General features: G+C 69.3%; 23 protein-coding genes. All 23 read left to right on the top strand.

Going from position 1 to position 16020, the window contains the following annotated elements; translation table 11 throughout:
• Positions 1-58: 58 nt before the first annotated feature.
• The 23 genes from HEQ16_05050 (at position 59) to HEQ16_04940 (ending at position 15889) form a co-directional block, all read left to right on the top strand.
• Complete coding sequence (locus HEQ16_05050; GenBank protein MCO4053411.1) at positions 59-1264, top strand: hypothetical protein; 1206 nt, start codon at positions 59-61, stop codon at positions 1262-1264.
• 141 nt (positions 1265-1405) lie between these two features.
• Entirely contained in the window at positions 1406-2419 is a 1014-nt protein-coding gene (locus HEQ16_05045; GenBank protein ID MCO4053410.1) for a hypothetical protein, read from the top strand.
• A gap of 55 nt (positions 2420-2474) precedes the next feature.
• Positions 2475-2879, top strand: coding sequence for a hypothetical protein (locus HEQ16_05040; GenBank protein ID MCO4053409.1), 405 nt, complete (start codon positions 2475-2477; stop codon positions 2877-2879).
• 55 nt (positions 2880-2934) lie between these two features.
• Positions 2935-3828, top strand: a complete 894-nt coding sequence (locus tag HEQ16_05035) for a hypothetical protein (protein MCO4053408.1) — start codon at positions 2935-2937, stop codon at positions 3826-3828.
• A 77-nt stretch (positions 3829-3905) separates the two neighbouring features.
• The gene (locus HEQ16_05030) at positions 3906-4196 is read left to right on the top strand and encodes a hypothetical protein (GenBank protein ID MCO4053407.1); all 291 of its coding nucleotides are present in this window, start codon (positions 3906-3908) and stop codon (positions 4194-4196) included.
• Positions 4197-4322: 126 nt separating this feature from the next.
• On the top strand, positions 4323-4760 hold the full coding sequence (locus HEQ16_05025) for a DUF1320 domain-containing protein (protein ID MCO4053406.1): 438 nt from the start codon (positions 4323-4325) through the stop codon (positions 4758-4760).
• On the top strand, positions 4757-5236 hold the full coding sequence (locus HEQ16_05020; protein ID MCO4053405.1) for a virion morphogenesis protein: 480 nt from the start codon (positions 4757-4759) through the stop codon (positions 5234-5236). Before HEQ16_05025 ends, HEQ16_05020 begins: the two co-directional genes overlap by 4 nt.
• Positions 5233-5802, top strand: coding sequence for a hypothetical protein (locus tag HEQ16_05015; protein ID MCO4053404.1), 570 nt, complete (start codon positions 5233-5235; stop codon positions 5800-5802). Before HEQ16_05020 ends, HEQ16_05015 begins: the two co-directional genes overlap by 4 nt.
• A complete protein-coding gene (locus HEQ16_05010; GenBank protein MCO4053403.1) occupies positions 5799-6365 on the top strand; it encodes a hypothetical protein in 567 nt (188 codons plus the stop codon). Before HEQ16_05015 ends, HEQ16_05010 begins: the two co-directional genes overlap by 4 nt.
• A gap of 14 nt (positions 6366-6379) precedes the next feature.
• Complete coding sequence (locus HEQ16_05005) at positions 6380-6586, top strand: hypothetical protein (protein ID MCO4053402.1); 207 nt, start codon at positions 6380-6382, stop codon at positions 6584-6586.
• 1 nt (position 6587) lies between these two features.
• Positions 6588-6986 (top strand): baseplate assembly protein, encoded by a 399-nt coding sequence (locus tag HEQ16_05000; protein ID MCO4053401.1) that lies wholly within the window; start codon positions 6588-6590, stop codon positions 6984-6986.
• Positions 6983-8017 (top strand): hypothetical protein, encoded by a 1035-nt coding sequence (locus HEQ16_04995; GenBank protein ID MCO4053400.1) that lies wholly within the window; start codon positions 6983-6985, stop codon positions 8015-8017. Before HEQ16_05000 ends, HEQ16_04995 begins: the two co-directional genes overlap by 4 nt.
• Positions 8017-8640: a phage tail protein I gene (locus tag HEQ16_04990; protein ID MCO4053399.1), complete on the top strand. Its 624-nt coding sequence runs from the start codon at positions 8017-8019 to the stop codon at positions 8638-8640. Before HEQ16_04995 ends, HEQ16_04990 begins: the two co-directional genes overlap by 1 nt.
• Entirely contained in the window at positions 8637-10304 is a 1668-nt protein-coding gene (locus HEQ16_04985) for a DUF2793 domain-containing protein (GenBank protein MCO4053398.1), read from the top strand. Before HEQ16_04990 ends, HEQ16_04985 begins: the two co-directional genes overlap by 4 nt.
• A gap of 10 nt (positions 10305-10314) precedes the next feature.
• Entirely contained in the window at positions 10315-10791 is a 477-nt protein-coding gene (locus HEQ16_04980; GenBank protein MCO4053397.1) for a hypothetical protein, read from the top strand.
• Positions 10792-10813: 22 nt separating this feature from the next.
• On the top strand, positions 10814-11203 hold the full coding sequence (locus HEQ16_04975; protein MCO4053396.1) for a hypothetical protein: 390 nt from the start codon (positions 10814-10816) through the stop codon (positions 11201-11203).
• Between the two features lie 4 nt (positions 11204-11207).
• A complete protein-coding gene (locus HEQ16_04970) occupies positions 11208-11555 on the top strand; it encodes a hypothetical protein (protein MCO4053395.1) in 348 nt (115 codons plus the stop codon).
• Positions 11556-11565: 10 nt separating this feature from the next.
• Positions 11566-11979: a hypothetical protein gene (locus tag HEQ16_04965; protein MCO4053394.1), complete on the top strand. Its 414-nt coding sequence runs from the start codon at positions 11566-11568 to the stop codon at positions 11977-11979.
• Entirely contained in the window at positions 11976-13067 is a 1092-nt protein-coding gene (locus tag HEQ16_04960) for a hypothetical protein (protein MCO4053393.1), read from the top strand. Before HEQ16_04965 ends, HEQ16_04960 begins: the two co-directional genes overlap by 4 nt.
• A gap of 2 nt (positions 13068-13069) precedes the next feature.
• Positions 13070-13489: a hypothetical protein gene (locus HEQ16_04955; protein ID MCO4053392.1), complete on the top strand. Its 420-nt coding sequence runs from the start codon at positions 13070-13072 to the stop codon at positions 13487-13489.
• 113 nt (positions 13490-13602) lie between these two features.
• Positions 13603-14865 (top strand): phage tail protein, encoded by a 1263-nt coding sequence (locus tag HEQ16_04950; GenBank protein MCO4053391.1) that lies wholly within the window; start codon positions 13603-13605, stop codon positions 14863-14865.
• A 60-nt stretch (positions 14866-14925) separates the two neighbouring features.
• Positions 14926-15459 (top strand): hypothetical protein, encoded by a 534-nt coding sequence (locus tag HEQ16_04945; GenBank protein ID MCO4053390.1) that lies wholly within the window; start codon positions 14926-14928, stop codon positions 15457-15459.
• Between the two features lie 7 nt (positions 15460-15466).
• Positions 15467-15889 (top strand): hypothetical protein, encoded by a 423-nt coding sequence (locus HEQ16_04940; GenBank protein ID MCO4053389.1) that lies wholly within the window; start codon positions 15467-15469, stop codon positions 15887-15889.
• The last annotated feature ends 131 nt before the right edge of the window (positions 15890-16020 follow it).

Raw genomic sequence — 16020 nt, 5'->3', positions numbered from 1 at the left:
ATGTGGCCACTGAGCAGGCCGCGGCCGCCCACGGGCGTTTTGTGCGGGCAAGCATCAGGTGAGCGAGCTCGGCGCCATCCGCGACGCGGTGACCGGCTATTTCGACCGGCGGCCGACCGTGGCGACGCGCGCCTGGGATGCCTTCACGCCGGCCGAGCACGCCTTCGGCTTCACGGTCGCCCGCAGCGCCGGCTTCGACATTCTCGACGACATCAAGACCGAGCTGCGCAAGGCCATCGGCGAGGGCATGCCCTTCCATGAATTCCGCCAGGCGCTGGAGCCGACGCTCAAGGCGAAGGGCTGGTGGGGCACCCGCGAAAGCGTCGACGCCACGGGCAGAACAGTGACAGAGCAACTGGGCAGCGCGCGGCGGCTGAACCTGATCTACGACGCCAACATCCGTTCGGCGCAGGCCGCCGGCGAATGGATCGACCTGCAGGCGAACAAGGACTTCCTGCCTTTCCTCGAATATGTCGTCTCGCTTTCGGAGCGAAAGCGCCCCGAGCACTGCGCCTGGGTGGGGACCACGCTGCCGGTCGACGATCCATGGTGGCGCACCCACTTCCCGCCCAATGGCTGGCGCTGCAAATGCCGCACGCGCCCCCGATCGGAGCCGCGCGATGACCTGCCGCCGGCTAAGCTGCGCAGGCCGCCGCTCGATCCACAGCCATGGACATCCAGAACAACCGGCCAGACGAGGGCAGTGCCGAAGGGCATCGACCCTGGCTGGGACAACAATGCCGGAATGAGCCGCCAGCGCATGGCCGGGCAGGAGCTTGTGTCCCGCATCGAGCGCATGAGCTCGGACGATGCCAGGCGCGCGGCGGTGGCGGGTCTCAGGCAGGACCCGGCCTTTGATTATGTCGTGCGGAACAAGGCCGGCTTCGACCATGCGCGGCGGCTCGAGCCCCAGCAGGCCGAAATCGGCCGGCTGCGCTGGCCTGTCGCTGTGCTGAGCGATGCCGTCGCGGCCCGGTTGCCGCGCGCCGGCGCATCACGCGTCATCACGGTCTCGGCCGCCGATGCTGCCAAGATCGTCGGCAAGCATGGCCTCGATCTCGCGGCATTGCCGCTCCAGGAGATGCTGGATGCCAACGAGCCGGTCGTGGAGGGATCAAAGCTGATGCTGCCGCGCCGGATCGATGGCCGGCCTCATGTGATCGTCATCAAGGCAAGCGCCGTGGGCGAGCTGTTCCTGAACAGCATCCACGTCGTCAGCGACCGGCAATGGCGGGAGATGATCGACGCGGCCGGAGGGTCGTAACCCCCTCATGCACAAGGCAGCGCTACTGGCTCGACCGCGACGCTGATCTAGCATAGGCTGCGCTGATCCGCAAAGCGGGCGGGCCATGACGGTGAACCGGTTCACCGCGCCGCAGCCCCGGCTACCCCGCCACTGTGGGGCATGCTTCGCAACACAGCCCTCCAGCGTGCCCTTTGCTCCGCCGCGGCCGACATGCCCCAGGCGGCCGGCCGCGCGGTCGCGCTCAATGCCGCCGGCGGAGCCCCCGACTGGATCATGCTCTATCCGGCCGGACGTCTGGTCGTCGGCCGCGACAAGCGCCGCTTCCACGTGTCCGACCCCGAAGCCATCGTCGCCATGACGCGGCCGATGCTGCCGCTCGTGATCGACTATGAGCACGATTTCGAGCTGCGCTCGCCGGGCGACGACACGCCGGCGGCCGGGTGGATCGAGGAGCTCGAGGTCCGCGATGGCGCCATCTGGGGCCGCGTCGACTGGTCGGCCCGCGCCGCCAATTCCATCGCTGCGCGCGAGTGGCGCTTCATATCTCCGGTCCTGCTCTACCGGCGCGAGACCGACCCGATGGAGGTCGCCGCCATCGCCTCTGCCGGGCTCACGCACCGCCCCAATCTCGACCTCAAGGCGCTGAACCGCGCCGCGCCATCGACCATGCCTTCCAAGGAGGATCCCGTGAAGGAACTGCTGATCAAGCTGCTCGGCCTGAAGCCCGATGCCAGCGACGCCGAGATCGTCTCCGCCTGCAATGCGCTGAAGGTGGAGCACGACAAGGCCCTCAATGCCCAGAGCGACGTCACGCGCTTCGTGCCCAAGGCCCAGCATGACGAAACGCTTGCGGCGCTCAACAAGGCCCGGGCCGAACTCGACGCCATCGCCGAAGCCGACCGCAAGGCCCGCGCCGGCAGCCTGGTGGACGACGCGGTCAAGGCCGGGAAAATCGCCCCCGCGGCGCGCGAGGCCTATGTCGCGCTGGCGCTGAACAGCTTTGACGCCACCAAGGCCGCGATCGAGGCCATGCCGGCTGTGCTCACGCCTGGCGCAGACCCGGAGCCGAAGACCGACCCCGCCAGCACGGCTGGCGCCCTCACCACCGAGGAAAAGGCGCTGTGCAGCACCCTCGGCATCGACGAGGCGGCCTACCGGAAGGCCGCCGCCTGACGCCGGCGCGGCCGGCATCTGAAACCAACCCGCCCCTCATCACAGGACGACGACCATGCCCCTCTCCACCGAGCGCGATACCCCCGCCAAGGGCACAGACATCCGCACCGCGCCGCTCGCGGCCACCACACGCATCTTCAAGGGTGCGCTCGGCGTGCTCAATGCGGCGGGCAAGGCCGTGCCCGGCGCGGTCGCGCTCAACCTGATCCCGCTCGGCCGGGCCCGCGAGACCTTCGACAACAGCGCTGGTGCGGCCGACGCCGTCACCGGCGAGTTTGATGTCGGCACCTTCCTGTTCCGGAACCTCGCCGGCGATCCGGTCCTCGCTGCCGACCTGGGCAAGGACTGCTTCATCGCCGACGACGACGCGGTTGCCCGCACCAACGGCACGGGCACCCGCTCCGTGGCCGGCAAGGTCCGCGGCGTCGAGCCGGCCGGCGTCTGGGTCGAGATCATCTGACCTCCCTTCAACAGCCCTTCAACGCTCGCCTCATGAGCATCCAGAGGACCCCTCCATGATCATCAACAGCGCCAACCTCCGGATGCTGATCACCGGCTACCGCGCCAACTTCCAGACAGGCCTCGCCGGCGTCGCGCCGATGTGGGACCGCATCGCCACGCTGGTCACCTCAACCACCTCCGAGGAGCTCTACCCCTGGCTCAGCCAGATCCCGGGCATGCGGAAGTGGATCGGCGAACGGCAGATCAACAACGTCAAGGCCGATGCCTACCGGCTCGTGAACGAGAAGTGGGAGGACACGGTCTCGGTCGAGGGGTCCAAGATCGCGGATGATCGCTACGGCATCTATGCGCCGCTGATGACCATGCTCGGCGACGCCGCCGCGCGCCAGCCGGACGAGCTCGTGTTCAAGACGATCGGCAACGGCTTCTCGACCAACTGCTTCGACGGGCAGTTCTTCTTCGACACCGACCATCCGGTGATCGACGCGAACGGCGTCACCCAGTCGGTCAGCAACATGCAGGCCGGCGGCGGCACGCCCTGGTATCTGCTCGACACGAGGAAGGCGATCAAGCCGCTCATCTTCCAGGAGCGGCAGAAGCCGCGCTTCAACGCGCTCGACAACCCCGACGACCAGAACGTGTTCATGCGGGACGAGTTCATCTACGGGGCCGACAGCCGCAACACGGCCGGCTTCGGCTTCTGGCAGACGGCGTTCGGCTCCAGGGCCACCCTCAACGCCGCCAACTTCGAGGCTGCCTACTTCGCCATGACGGGCTTCAAGAAGGATGGCGGCGAGCCGCTCGCGATCACGCCGAACGTGCTCCTCGTCGGCACCTCCAACCAGCTCGCGGCCGAGCGGGTGGTGAAGCTGCAGCGCCTCGCCAATGGCGAGGACAACGTCAACTGGCAGCGCGTCGAGATCATGGTCGCGCCCTGGCTGCCCTGAGCGGGCGTGCCTTCGCACACAGCCCTCCGGACCACCGGAGGGCTGCAGCGAGAGCAACCCCTACCCAGGAGGCCGCGATGGCCGACGCAAACAAGAAGAAGCCCGACGCCGCTGCCCCCGACGCCGCGGTTTCCCAGACCACGACTGCGCAGCCCGAGACAGTGCAGATGAAAGCCGTCGGGCCGATGGTCGAGATCAGCTGCCCGTCCGGTCCGCGCCGCCGCGCCGGCCTCTCCTTCGGCCCCGTGCCGGTGACGATCGCGGCCGGCGAGCTGACCCGAGAGCAGCAGGACGCCATCGAAAGCGACGCGATGCTGGTGCTGCGGCCCGGGAAGGCCGCGGAAGAAGAGCCGGCGCCGGCCGCCTGACGAAATACCCCAGAGGAGGGTCTGGTACGGCTTAGCTAAGGCCCCCAGCACCGTTTCGGAATGCCACGAGCATAGGGGCTCAGCCCGCCCTCCGCCCGATCCTGAAGTTGCCTTGAAGAGGGCCTGATGACCTACGCCACGCTCGCCGACATCGAAGCGATCTACGGGGCGGGGCACCTTGAAACCCTCGTGCCGGCCGACGTCGACCTGGACGTGGCCGTGGCGCGCGCGCTGGCCTCGGCCAAGGGCATGATCGACCCTTACCTGCGCAAGCGCTACCAGCTGCCGCTCGCGGTGGTGCCGGCCGCGATCCGCGATGCCTGCATCGATCTGGCCTGCTGGAAGCTGGCGCCGTCTTCCGACCGATTGAGCGAGGAGATCGCCAAGCGCGCGAGGGTGCAGCTCGATTTCCTCAAGGACCTCGCCGCCGGCAAGGCGGATCTCGACGAGCTCGAGGCCTCTCCCGGCTCGGGCACGGTCGCGGGCGCCGAGAACATGGCCGGCTCCGAAGGCGGCGCGCAGTTCTCCTCCGCTCCCCGGCGTGACCGGAGGAGCGGATTATGAGCTTCACCATCAACCTCACGAAGCTCGGCTTCACGGATGCCGACACCGCTCTCGGCAGGCTCAACCCGCTCCAGGGCGAAAAGCTGCTGACGGGCCTCGGCCGGCTTATCCGCGAGCAGACGGTCGAGCGCATCCTGGGCGGCGGTCCCAGCCCGGGCGGCGCAGGCTGGCGCGACACGATCGAGATGAGGAACCCGATCCTCAACCGGTCGGGCGCGCTCGCCCGGTCGATCGATTACCGCGCCTCGGCCGACAGCCTCATGGTCGGATCGAGCCTGACCTACGCCGCCATCCACCAGTTCGGCGGCGAGATCCGGCCCAAGACCGCATCGGCCCTCGTCTTCATGCTCGGTGGACGTCTGGTGGTCACGCAGAAGGTGACGATGCCGGCGCGCCCCTATCTTGGCCTTTCAGCCGAGAACCGGGCCGAGGCGTCGCGCAGCGTGGTGGCCTATCTCAGAAGGATGCTGGGATGAGCCGCGTCCTCGATCTGCTCAACGCCGTGGCCGACATGCTGGCCGGCCTGCCCGGGCCGGAGGGGATGCTGTTCGCCGACGTGCGCGTCGAACTCGACCGCTACGAGCTCAAGGATCTGCTCGAGGAGAGCACGAGGACGCCGGCGGCCCGGGTCTGCTACCTGCGCGGCGCGCCGAAGCGTCAGACCAGCGGCCGGCTCGACCGCGACGTCTCGGTCGCCGTCATCCTGATCGCGCGCCGGACAGGCCGCGCCACGCCCGCGCTGTCCTCGGCCGACGCCGCCGTGCTCGACCTGATGGAACAGGTGACCGGCGCGATCGCCGCAGACCCCTACATGGGGCTTGGCCGCATCTCGGCGGCCGAGATCGGCGACGAGCTGGTCGCGGTGTCCGACGCCACCTCGAAGAAGGCCATGGCGATCGGGCTGGTCGAAGCCAAGTGGTGCCTGCTCGACGTGCATGCTGGCCAGCCCGAAGCCGCCATGTCGGCCGGCGTGATCGTCGATCCGCGCCCGGTCAGCATCACGGTGGGCGGCGAGACGCTCCCCCCGGAGGACGCGCCATGAGCGAGGTCGCGCGCGAAATCCGCAAGCTGTGGAAGGCGATCGAGGGCGCGCGCCAGCGCCGCGACGAGACGCTGGTCGAGGCCGTGGTTCATGAGCGCCAGGGCGCGAAGCTCAAGGTCGAGATCGGCCAGGACGAAAAGGGCCAGCCGATCATCTCGCCCTGGCTGAAGGTTCCCGCCAACACGGGCAAGCGCAACGGCGGCGTCTCCCGGTTCTCCAAGTTCGGCATCGGGGAGGCTGTGCTTGTGGTCAGCCCGTCCGGCCGGCTGGGGCCGCGCTCGGCCGTCATGCCCTGGGTCGACACCGACGACGATCCATCGCCCGGCACGGCCGAGGCGGATGGAGAGGTGGTGGCGATCGGCAATGCGAGGCTCGAGATCCGCGACGGCTTCGCCCGGCTCGCGGTCGGCGAAGCGAGCATCACCATCACGCAAGGCGCGATCACCATCGCTGCCCCGCTCGTCCAGATCGACGGAGCCGAGCTCAAGCACAACGCCAAGAACGTCGGCGACAGCCACGGCCATGTCACCGCGCCGCCCGGGCCACCCGGCCCGCCCGTCTGAACAGGAGAGACAAGATGAGCCCCGACAAGAAGCGTGACTATGCCGTGCTGGATCCCGACGCCCTCTGGGTGGCTGGCCAGCGCGTGCCGGACAGCCGCACCGTCTCGCTGACGGAGGCGCAGGCGAAGTACGAGCTGCTCGCCGGCACCATCCGCCCGGCCGAGGCGGCCGAGGCCAGCGCGCCCGAGCCGAAGCAGCCCGCCCAGAAGGCGCGCAGCTGAGATGGCGCGCGCCGGCATGGATCGCGCGACAGGGCGGCTGCTGGCCGGCTGGGAGCATTGCGCCCAGTCGATCGCGGTCATCCTGACGACGCGCATCGGCTGGCGCGTCATGCGGCGGCGGTTCGGCGCCCAGGTGCGCGAGCTGCAGGACCTCAACCCGGATCCCGCGACCCTGCTCAGGCTCTATGCGGCCATCGCGGAGGCACTGAGGCTCTGGGAGCCGGGCTTCCGGCTGTCGAAGATCGCGGCCACGCGCATCGGCGCCGACGGCGTGGCCCTATTCGAGATCGAGGGGCAGTATTTCCCGCGCGGTCATCTGGGCGACTACAGCGCCGGGGAGACGCGCGCTGCGCGCCTCGCAGCCAATGATGCCGGCTTCAGGATCGAGGCCGCAGCATGAGCCGCTTCACGCCCATCGACCTTGCAGCCTACCCCGTCTCGGACGTGCTCGAGAGCCTCAGCTTCGAGACCTATCTTGCGCGCGACAGGGCCGAGCTGTCGGCACGCTGGGCCGCACGGAGGCTGGCGCGGCCGGAGCTGCCGGCCTTCGACACGCTGTTCCTTGAAAGCGATCCGTCATCGATCATCCTTGAGGTCGGCAGCTACCGCGAGATGATCCTGCGCGCCCGGGTCAACGACGCGCTGCGCTCTCTCACGCTGGCCGGCGCGGCCGGTCGGGCGCTCGACCATGTCGGCGCCACCTATTACCGCACGCCGCGCCTGGCTGGCGAGGATGACGAGACCTATCGCCAGCGGCTCGCCATCGCGCCCGAGAGCTGGTCGACGGCGGGGCCGGTCGGCGCCTACGTGTTCTGGGGTCTGTCGGCCTCCGCCGACCTGCTCGACATCGCTCCTTACTCGGAAGACGAGGCCGTGTGCCTCGCTCCGCAGGTGCGGGTCGTGACGCTGCCCAAGGCCGGGGTCGGACCCGGCGCGGCCGCCCAGATGCGGGCCGACGTGCTCGCCCGGCTTCGGCGCGCCGACCTTCGGCCGATGGGCGACCTCGTCACGGTGGAGGCGGCCGTGCCGCTGCCCTTCGACCTCACGGTCAACCTGCGTGTCCGCTCCGGGGTCTCGGCGGCCATCGTCAGAGCTCAGGCCGAACAGCGTTTGCGCGGCTTCTGCCTCGGCCGGCTGCGCTGGGCGGGGGAAGACGAGACCGGGCCGGTCTGGCTGATCGGCCGGACCTTCACGGTCGAGACGCTGGCCGGCGTCGCGATGGGCGGCGATCCCAACGTGCTCGACGCTGACGTGGTCGGCTCCGACATCAACCCGCCCCATGCGAGCTACACGGACGCGCTGCTGGCCGGCGTCGGCCTGCCTGGCTTCACCGTGCCGGCCGCAGGCGTCATCCAGCACCTTTTCAACGCGCCGACGCTTGGCGCGCTCACCGTCAACGTCACGGCAGCGCCTGTCGGGTGGGTCGGCTGATGATCGCGGATCTCGACCTCGCCCCGCCGAACGCGACCGACCTCGAGCGCGAGCTCACGCGGCTGTCGTCGCGGCTCGACGCGATCGACCCGGCTGTGATCGAGGCGATCTGGGACGCCTGGCGCTGCCCGGCCCCCTTGCTGCCATGGCTCGCCTGGGCGCTCTCGGTCGACTGGTGGGACGACGCCTGGTCCGAAATCCAGAAGCGGCAGGCGATCGCCGACAGCCCGGACTATCATCGCCGCAAGGGCACGCGCTCGGCTGTGGAAAGCATCATCGCGTTGTCGGGCCGCGCCTACGAGATCACGGAATGGTTCGAGCAATCGCCGCCCGGACGGCGCGGGACGGCGACGGTCCATGTCGAGGCCGAGCTTGGAGAGATCCTCGCTCTTTCGCACCGCATCCGGCCGCTGGTGATGACGTCCAAGCCCAAGAGCAGGGCGGTGTTTATCGGCATCGGCCCGCGGGCGCCGGGCAGCATCGTGTTTGGCGCCGGCATCCTTGACGAAACGATCACCGAGATCTCGCCCTACAGCTACCAGGGCGAAAACGCTGATGCCGGCCTGACGATTGGCATCGGGTTCCTAGACGAAACGCTCACCGAAATCGGGACGCACGCATGACAACCGGATTGCTCATCACCAGCGCAGGCCAGTCGGCCATTGCGGCTGACCTCGGCGGCGGGACAAACCTTGTTCTCAGCCATGTCGCTTTTGGCGACGCCAGCGGCGTGCCCTACACGCCGGTCGTGGGGCAGACCGCACTGGTCAACGAGCGCTACAGGGCCACCATCGCCTCAGTCGCGGTGATGGCCAACGAGATCATTGTCGACGCCATCCTGCCGGCGGACACGCCCGATGCCAGTTCCCGGCCGTCGCACGGCTTCAACGTCTGGGAATGCGGGCTGTTCTCGTCTGCTGGCACGATGATCGGCGTTGCGCGGATGAGCGGCGGATACAAGCCGCCGCCGTCTTCTGGTCAAGCCGCCGTCGCAACCTTCCGCCTCAAGCTGGCCGTCTCCAACCCCTCCGCGATCACCGTGGTCATCGACCCGCAGGCACAGATCATCCTCGGGCGGCATGTCCGCCCGTTCTGGATGGCGATCGACGGAGTGCTCAACGCGCCGCCGGCATCGCCCGCGATCGGAGCCACCTACGTGATCGGCGCCGCGCCGACCGGGGCGTGGACAGGCTTCGCGGGACGGCTGGCGCAGTGGGTGGGTGTTTGGAGCCTTGCCACCGCGCCTGAGGGGCATCTGGTCTGCGACAACTCCGCAACGGTGCTGAGCGCGAGCCGGTTTCTTCGGAGATCCGGCCTAAGCTGGGTTTCAGGCGTGATGTCAGCGGCGGCGGTAGGGTTCGCCGATCCAGTGTTCGTCCGCGACCAAAGCCTGAACTACCGCACGGCCAGCGGCACGGCCAATGCGATCGGCATCACTCTCGACCCCGCGCCCGCCAGTTGGGCGGCCTTGGAGGGCGTCCCTCTCAACATCAAGCTCACCGCCACCAACACCGGCGCGGCGACGCTGGCCATCGCGGGGCTCAGCGGCACGAGGTCAATCCTCCGCCCGGGCGGCGCACCACTCTCGCCCGGCGATCTTGGCGCGGGCCTCATCGCGCGGCTGATGTATGACGGCGCGGCCTGCCAGCTCGCCGGCCTCACGCAGCGTTTCGGCGGAGGTCGGCTCACCTACGACACACCGGGTACCTATTACTGGACGGTCCCGCCCGGAGTTTACAGCTTCCGCGGCCTGGCCAAGGGCGGCGGGGGCGGCGGCGGGGGCACGGCCACGGCCGCGCTGTCGTATTCAAGCTCCGGCGCCGGTGGCGGCCAAGGTGTAGGCGATTACACTTGCACACCTGGCGAGGTGATCACGATCATTGTCGGTTCTCCGGGCTCTGGCGGTGTCGGGGGTCCGAGCCCCACAGGCGGCACAGCCGGAGGCTCGTCGTCCATCTCCGGCCGCCTCTCCGCTACTGGAGGCGGACCGGGCTTCGCGGCCAACGGCGCCGTGATGACGTCCACCAGCGCCGGGGGGACAGCCTTGGGCTTCACCGCGCCGCAGCGCACCGGGTCAGGCGGCAACGTCGCTTACCAAGTGGGCGGCGGAAACTACCTGTTGGCGCGCGGCGGCGACAGCGCTGACGGTGCGCAGGGCCGCGATCAGGTCACCGCCATCTTAACCAACGGCGCTCCGGGCGCGAACCCGGGGGATGGAGGCAACGGCGCGGCTTTGGGCGGCTCCGGCGGCAATGGCGCTCCGGGGCGTGTCGTGATTGAGTTTTAAGGAAAGCGATATGCTGAAGATCATGCGTTTGGACGAGCGTGGCGCGGTGGCTGAAGTCGTCGATGTTCCGCCCTCTTATCGGGACCGACCATCGAGCCCCGATGACTTCTTTCCAGGGGCAGGCTTCGTGATCCACGAGCCGGGCGCCGAGGTCGGGATGGTGCGCAAGGGCAAGGGTTGGGCGCACCCCCCGCCTCCTGCGCCCGCTCCGGGAGCGCTGCTCGCGGCGATCAAGGCGGAGGCCGGCCGGCGCATCCTGGCGCGCTTCCCGGCCCACGCCCAGTCCAACGCGCTCGCGCTCGGGCTCAACGCCAGCATGGACCATGGTCCTGACCCCGCCGGCTGGCCCGCCGAGCTGCAGGCCGAGCTCGCGCGGCAGCGCGCGCTCTGGGACTGGACCAAGGCGGTCCGCGCCCGCTCGAACGAGCTCGAGGCCGAACTGCCTGCCGATCCGGCCGACGACAGGCACTGGCCGCCCGCGCCCTGATCACCCCAACGGAGACTGACCCATGTCTGCCACCAACGACTTCGAGAATGCGCTGCTTGCCCATGCGCTGGGCTCAGCCCCGCTGGCAATGCCGGCCGCCAACTGGCTCGCCCTGTTCACGGGAGATCCCGGTGAGGCGGGATCGACCGCCACCGAGATCGCCGGGGCGGGCTATCAGCGGCAGGCCGTGGCCTTCACCGCGCCCGTCTCCGGCTCGGCCTCGAATGCGGCCGACATCACCTTCCCGGCCGCCAACGGGGCCGCCTGGGGCACGATCAGCCATTGGGCCATCATGTCCGCGCAGGCGGGCGGGACGATGCGCATCAAGGGATCGTTCCAGACCCCGCGGCTGATCGCCGACACGGACACGCTGGTGGTGCGCGCCGGCGACATCACAGCCTCGCTGGACTGACCCCATGGCCATCCAGGTGTGCCGGGGCGATGAGCTGACGCTGCCCTTCCTGCTCACGGCAGGCGGCGCGATCGTCAACTTGTCGGCCGGCGAGCTGACGGCCCAGCTGCATGTCGGCCGCGAGCTGGCGCTGACACTGACGGCCGGAGCCGGCATCACCATCGAGAACCCCGCTCCGCCGCCGGCCGCTCCCGGCGCGGCCCAGTCCCGCCACGGCGTCGTCACGCTGACGGAGGCCGAGACCGAGCTGCTCGGCCGTGGCGCGCTGAACCGCCTGCGCCTGCGCTTCACCACCAGCATGGGGCGGCGCATCTCGTCACTTCCGGTCACGATCGAGGGGATCGACCCATGAGCGTCCTGTCATGAGCGCGCTTGGCCGCCCCCGCTCCATCGCCGGCGAGCACGCGCTCGTCATCTTCAGGCTGCGCGGCGTGACCGACGCGCCGGACGCGATCCGGATGGGCGGGGCGGCTCTCATCAGCCTGACGACGGCGGGCGAGGCCAGGCGCCGCCGCATTAGCGGCGCTGGAACCGCCGCGATGGCGATGACGACGACGGGGCAAGCGGTGCGCACGCGCCGGTCCGGGCCGGGTGACGCCGCCCTGGTGGTGACAACGGCCGCCTCGGCGCATCGCCTCCGGCGCGCTGGCTCCGGCACGGTCGCGATGATTGTCGCCACGACGGGCCGCAGCTTCATCAGGCCCTCATGGGCGCGGGCCGACAGCATCCTCGACTTCAACTTTCGGGACGGGCGCCACACTCTCGGCGGGGCGTGATCCCGGACCTTGCACCCTTCACCTTCGTCCGCGCGAGTTCGGGCCTGCTGCTGACGCCCGACAGGTCCGCGCTGCTCGCTCCCTTCGCAGACAACGCGCAGCGGCGGGATGCAGCACGCGGCCTGCGCATCGAGACCGGGGCGATGAACAGGGCGCTCAACAACCAGACATTGTCGGGCTCCAACACCTTCGTGGGCGGGGCAGCCACGCATGCCATCGCGCTGAACGCGGAGGCGGCTCCGGACGGAACCCTGCGCGCCGCCCGCGCAACCTATGGCGGGGCGTCCGGTTCAGGTCACTTCCGCGTGCCATGCAGCGGCCTCGTCAATGGCGCGGTCTATGCGGTTGGGGCCTTCATCCGGCCGGTCGCGATGACAGGTCTCACGCTCTTGTCCGTCGATGTCGGCGACGGCGCGACCACGAGCGGCAACAGCATCTCGCAGCTTGTACCCGGCGAGTGGCGCTGGGTGTCGTTCACGGGCGCGATCGCTGGCGCGCAGCAGTGGGTCGATTTCAATCTCGTCGGCAACCCCAGCGCAGTCTGGGTCTTTCACATCTGGATGCCGCAGGTGACTGACGTCCCCACCAGCCCGATCATCACAGGAGCCGGTCCGATCGCGCGGGCGATCGAGAGCCTGGCTGCGCCACTGCCATTGCCTGTCGCCCACACCATGATCGTGATGGGCCGTTCCGCCGCGTTCACCGGGTCGGTCGAGAACCAGGAGCTCGTCCGGCACAACAGCCCAAGCCTCGGGCCCCGCATCATCAGGTTCCCGGACAGGACGCTCGCGGCGGGTGGCCTTGGCGCGGCATCCCAGAACCTCGGCATCCTTTCAGACAACACGCTGTTCTGCGCCGCCTACACCACGGACGCGGCCGGCACGGCCGCATCTGCGAACGGAGGCACCGTCATCAACAGCTCGACGCCGGCCGACGGGAGCACCACCAGCACGCTCCAGATCGGAGCACAGAACCCGGGCGGCGGCAGCGCCTGGAACGGCGACATCGAGCGGGTGATCGTCCTGCCGCGGCGCGTGCCAAACGCCGAGCTCCAGGCGCTGGCGACGCGCGCCACGTACGGAGGTTGAGCATGATCGACCAGCTTCACCAGTTCGAGGATCTGGCGTCCGCCGTCGCCGCTTTTCCCTGGCCGGCTGGCGAGGACGGGCTGCCCGTTCCTGCCACTGTCTGGGGCTCGGGAGGGCTCGCCGTCATGATCTCCGACGTGCGGATGCTGGCTCCTGCACTGGACATGATCGACCCCGCGACGGGCGAGCCCGTCCGTGGCACCGCCCCCGCTTCCGGGACATGGCTTGGTCTCGCGATCGATGATGACGCCGTTGCCTCCGCGCTGCGCGCTCGGCCGAGCTTTCGGCTTCAGTACCTGCGCCCCGCCGGTCCGACGCCCTGGCGCGCAGCCGTGACCCACGCGGCCCCAGGCCTCGACATCGCCGCCATGCCTGTCGCCAGCGCCGGCAGCTTCGCGGGAAGCGGTTATCTGTTCGACTGAGGGGAAGGGCACGGCACGCGGCGGTGAACCGGTTCACCGCGCCGGCTGCATCGGGTTCTGAGGCACGGTGACGGCACACAAGCCATCCGTCAAGCCTTCACCGGAGCCTGCCCATGTCCCTCGCCGAACGCTTCCATGGCACGCGCGTCTTCCAGGGACCGCAGAAGGCCCGGCCCATCGCCACCGAGGATTACTCGACCATCGGCGCGCTCGTCGTGGCCCCGGTCGCCGATGCCTCCAGGTATCCGCTCAACACCGCTGTGACCGTGTTCACCGCCGACGCGGTGGCGCGCGCCGCGCTGGGGACGGGCGGCAATGTCGACGCTGTCTGGGACGCGATCGACGACCAGGCGGATGAGACCTTCGGCTCGGCCGAGCTGCAGATCGTGCGCGTCGAACCCGGCGCCGGCACGGGGCAGGCCGCGATCGAGGCGACCATTGCCAACATGGTCGGAAGCGGCGGAGTTCTCACCGGCGCTCACGCCTTCAAGGTGCCGACGAAGAAGGCCAAGCTCTACATTGCGCCGGGCTTCACCAGTCAGAGGCTGGGAAACGCGGCCAACCCGGTGGTTGCCGAGCTGCTAACGATCTCGGCACGCCACCGAGGCATTGTCATCAAGGATGGGCCAAACACGACCAAGGAGGCTGCCCAGACCTCCAGGGCCGATTTCGCCAACCAGAAGCGGCTCTATATGGTTGATCCGCATGTGCGCGTCTCGGGCACGGGCGGCAACCCGGTGACGCAGCCCGCGTCGGGCCGGGTGGCTGGCCTGTTCGTGCGGCGCGACAAGGCCGTCGGAGGCCCGCACGTCTCGCCCTCCAACCAGTCGATGGGCGGCATCGTCGGCGTGGCGCGGCCGGTTCCCTACTATGACGGCGACCCCGACAGCGAAGCGAACTGGCTCAACAACCAGAACATCGCCACCATCATCGAGAACGGGGTGCTGTGGGGCAACGACACCTGCTCGAACGATCCGCTCTACCGGTTCGTGAACGTCGTACGGACCGAGGACGCGATCGACAGTGCGGTGGTGAAGGCCTTCCGCTGGGCGCCGGCCAACAACCTCAACGTGCCGCTCGCGGTGGCGATCGTGAACAGCCTCGACCAGTTCCTGTCGGACGCGACCGAGCGCGGCTGGATCATCAGGGGCACGGTCTCTTACGAACCGGCCGCAAACTCCTCGGCCAACTTCGTCTCCGGCCAGCTCACGATCGACTATGACCGCGAGCCCTATGCGCCGCTGCATGACCTGCAGTTCCGCGCCAGCCGCAACCCCGATTATTACGACGAGGTCGGCCTCGCGATCAGCAAGGCGGTCCAGCAGCTGACCACGGGCCGCACCCGGCTGATCTACGGCGTCAACCTCAACGGCTGAAACCTCGGCGGCATAGGGGCGCGAGCCCGGCTTCAACCGCTCTTGAAAAGGACATGAACCATGGCTTCGCTCGCCTTCCTGCCGATCCGCGCGGCGAACATCTTCGCGGACGGACTCAATGTCGGCCTGCCGCTGACCGGCGCCAAGGTGCCGCTGCCGGCCGAGACGGGCGAGAGCGTCACCTTCGCCGGCGTGCGCGGCGCCATCGAGCTGATGAACACCACCGAGGCGATCGAGCTCGCCTTCACCACCAAGGGGCTGCAGCCGGACCTCATCAGGCAGTTCGCCATCGGTTATGGCGAGCGGCGCACCTACACGCTGCTGGGCGCGCTGGTGGACGAGATGGCGCTGACGTCGGCCAACCGCGTCATCCAGCTCGAGGCCACGGTGATCGGCCGCATGTCGACCGCCGACATCGAGAAGTTCGAGGGCGGCGGCATGCCGGGCACCGAATACGCCATCAAGTCCGTGAGCCGCTACGTGCTGCGCGCGGGCGGACAGGTGCTGGCGCGCTACGACCTGATGCTGGGCGGCTGGCTGGACGCCGGCGGCATCCAGGGCCAGATCGCCCAGACCATCGGCCTGAACGTCTGAGGGCGCGATGGCGATCGATGACCTCCAGCCTGTCGCCGCTGCCGCGGAGATGATGCGCGGCCCGGCGGCACGCCCGCCAAGGCAAGGGCCCGTCGTGGTCCCGGCCGATCCAGACGCATGGGGCTTCACCTATGTCCTGAAGCTGCCCGTCACAGTCGACGGAGCGGCGCTCGAGCGCGTGCAAGGCCGCGCCATCACGGTCGGCGAGATGGCGCGGCTGGTGATGGAAGACGACAGCGAGGACAGCCTTTCGCTCCGCGCCCGCGCCATGGCTTGCAGCCTTCACCCTGATGTCTTCGCCGGCCTCAGCGCGGTGGATGGAGCGGCGATCGCCGAGCTGCTGCGCCCTTTCTTGCCGGCCGGCCTCGTCGCGGCGGAGGACGAGGCGGCCGAGGACATGGCGGCCGAAGATTTGGCGGCCCCGCGCTAGCGCCCCACCGGAAGGGGCTGGCTCGGGTCCCGCTGATCGCGGCGGACCTCGCCAGGGCGGCTCACACGCCCCTGCCGGCGATCCTGGCGATGACGCTGCCCGAGCTGTGGTTCTGGCACGGCGAATTCTGC

The organism is Bosea sp. (in: a-proteobacteria) (genome assembly GCA_023910605.1).
Lineage (GTDB): Bacteria > Pseudomonadota > Alphaproteobacteria > Rhizobiales > Beijerinckiaceae > Allobosea.
This window is presented reverse-complemented; position numbering and strand designations above follow the sequence as displayed.

Bases quoted from the DNA above. Each gene is read 5' to 3' on its own strand.
- HEQ16_05045 (MCO4053410.1), top strand. From the start codon at position 1,406: ATGCTTCGCAACACAGCCCTCCAGCGTGCCCTTTGCTCCGCCGCGGCC.
- HEQ16_05040 (MCO4053409.1), top strand. From the start codon at position 2,475: ATGCCCCTCTCCACCGAGCGCGATACCCCCGCCAAGGGCACAGACATC.
- HEQ16_05035 (MCO4053408.1), top strand. From the start codon at position 2,935: ATGATCATCAACAGCGCCAACCTCCGGATGCTGATCACCGGCTACCGC.
- HEQ16_05030 (MCO4053407.1), top strand. From the start codon at position 3,906: ATGGCCGACGCAAACAAGAAGAAGCCCGACGCCGCTGCCCCCGACGCC.
- HEQ16_05025 (MCO4053406.1), top strand. From the start codon at position 4,323: ATGACCTACGCCACGCTCGCCGACATCGAAGCGATCTACGGGGCGGGG.
- HEQ16_05020 (MCO4053405.1), top strand. From the start codon at position 4,757: ATGAGCTTCACCATCAACCTCACGAAGCTCGGCTTCACGGATGCCGAC.
- HEQ16_05015 (MCO4053404.1), top strand. From the start codon at position 5,233: ATGAGCCGCGTCCTCGATCTGCTCAACGCCGTGGCCGACATGCTGGCC.
- HEQ16_05010 (MCO4053403.1), top strand. From the start codon at position 5,799: ATGAGCGAGGTCGCGCGCGAAATCCGCAAGCTGTGGAAGGCGATCGAG.
- HEQ16_05005 (MCO4053402.1), top strand. From the start codon at position 6,380: ATGAGCCCCGACAAGAAGCGTGACTATGCCGTGCTGGATCCCGACGCC.
- HEQ16_05000 (MCO4053401.1), top strand. From the start codon at position 6,588: ATGGCGCGCGCCGGCATGGATCGCGCGACAGGGCGGCTGCTGGCCGGC.
- HEQ16_04995 (MCO4053400.1), top strand. From the start codon at position 6,983: ATGAGCCGCTTCACGCCCATCGACCTTGCAGCCTACCCCGTCTCGGAC.
- HEQ16_04990 (MCO4053399.1), top strand. From the start codon at position 8,017: ATGATCGCGGATCTCGACCTCGCCCCGCCGAACGCGACCGACCTCGAG.
- HEQ16_04985 (MCO4053398.1), top strand. From the start codon at position 8,637: ATGACAACCGGATTGCTCATCACCAGCGCAGGCCAGTCGGCCATTGCG.
- HEQ16_04980 (MCO4053397.1), top strand. From the start codon at position 10,315: ATGCTGAAGATCATGCGTTTGGACGAGCGTGGCGCGGTGGCTGAAGTC.
- HEQ16_04975 (MCO4053396.1), top strand. From the start codon at position 10,814: ATGTCTGCCACCAACGACTTCGAGAATGCGCTGCTTGCCCATGCGCTG.
- HEQ16_04970 (MCO4053395.1), top strand. From the start codon at position 11,208: ATGGCCATCCAGGTGTGCCGGGGCGATGAGCTGACGCTGCCCTTCCTG.
- HEQ16_04965 (MCO4053394.1), top strand. From the start codon at position 11,566: ATGAGCGCGCTTGGCCGCCCCCGCTCCATCGCCGGCGAGCACGCGCTC.
- HEQ16_04955 (MCO4053392.1), top strand. From the start codon at position 13,070: ATGATCGACCAGCTTCACCAGTTCGAGGATCTGGCGTCCGCCGTCGCC.
- HEQ16_04950 (MCO4053391.1), top strand. From the start codon at position 13,603: ATGTCCCTCGCCGAACGCTTCCATGGCACGCGCGTCTTCCAGGGACCG.
- HEQ16_04945 (MCO4053390.1), top strand. From the start codon at position 14,926: ATGGCTTCGCTCGCCTTCCTGCCGATCCGCGCGGCGAACATCTTCGCG.
- HEQ16_04940 (MCO4053389.1), top strand. From the start codon at position 15,467: ATGGCGATCGATGACCTCCAGCCTGTCGCCGCTGCCGCGGAGATGATG.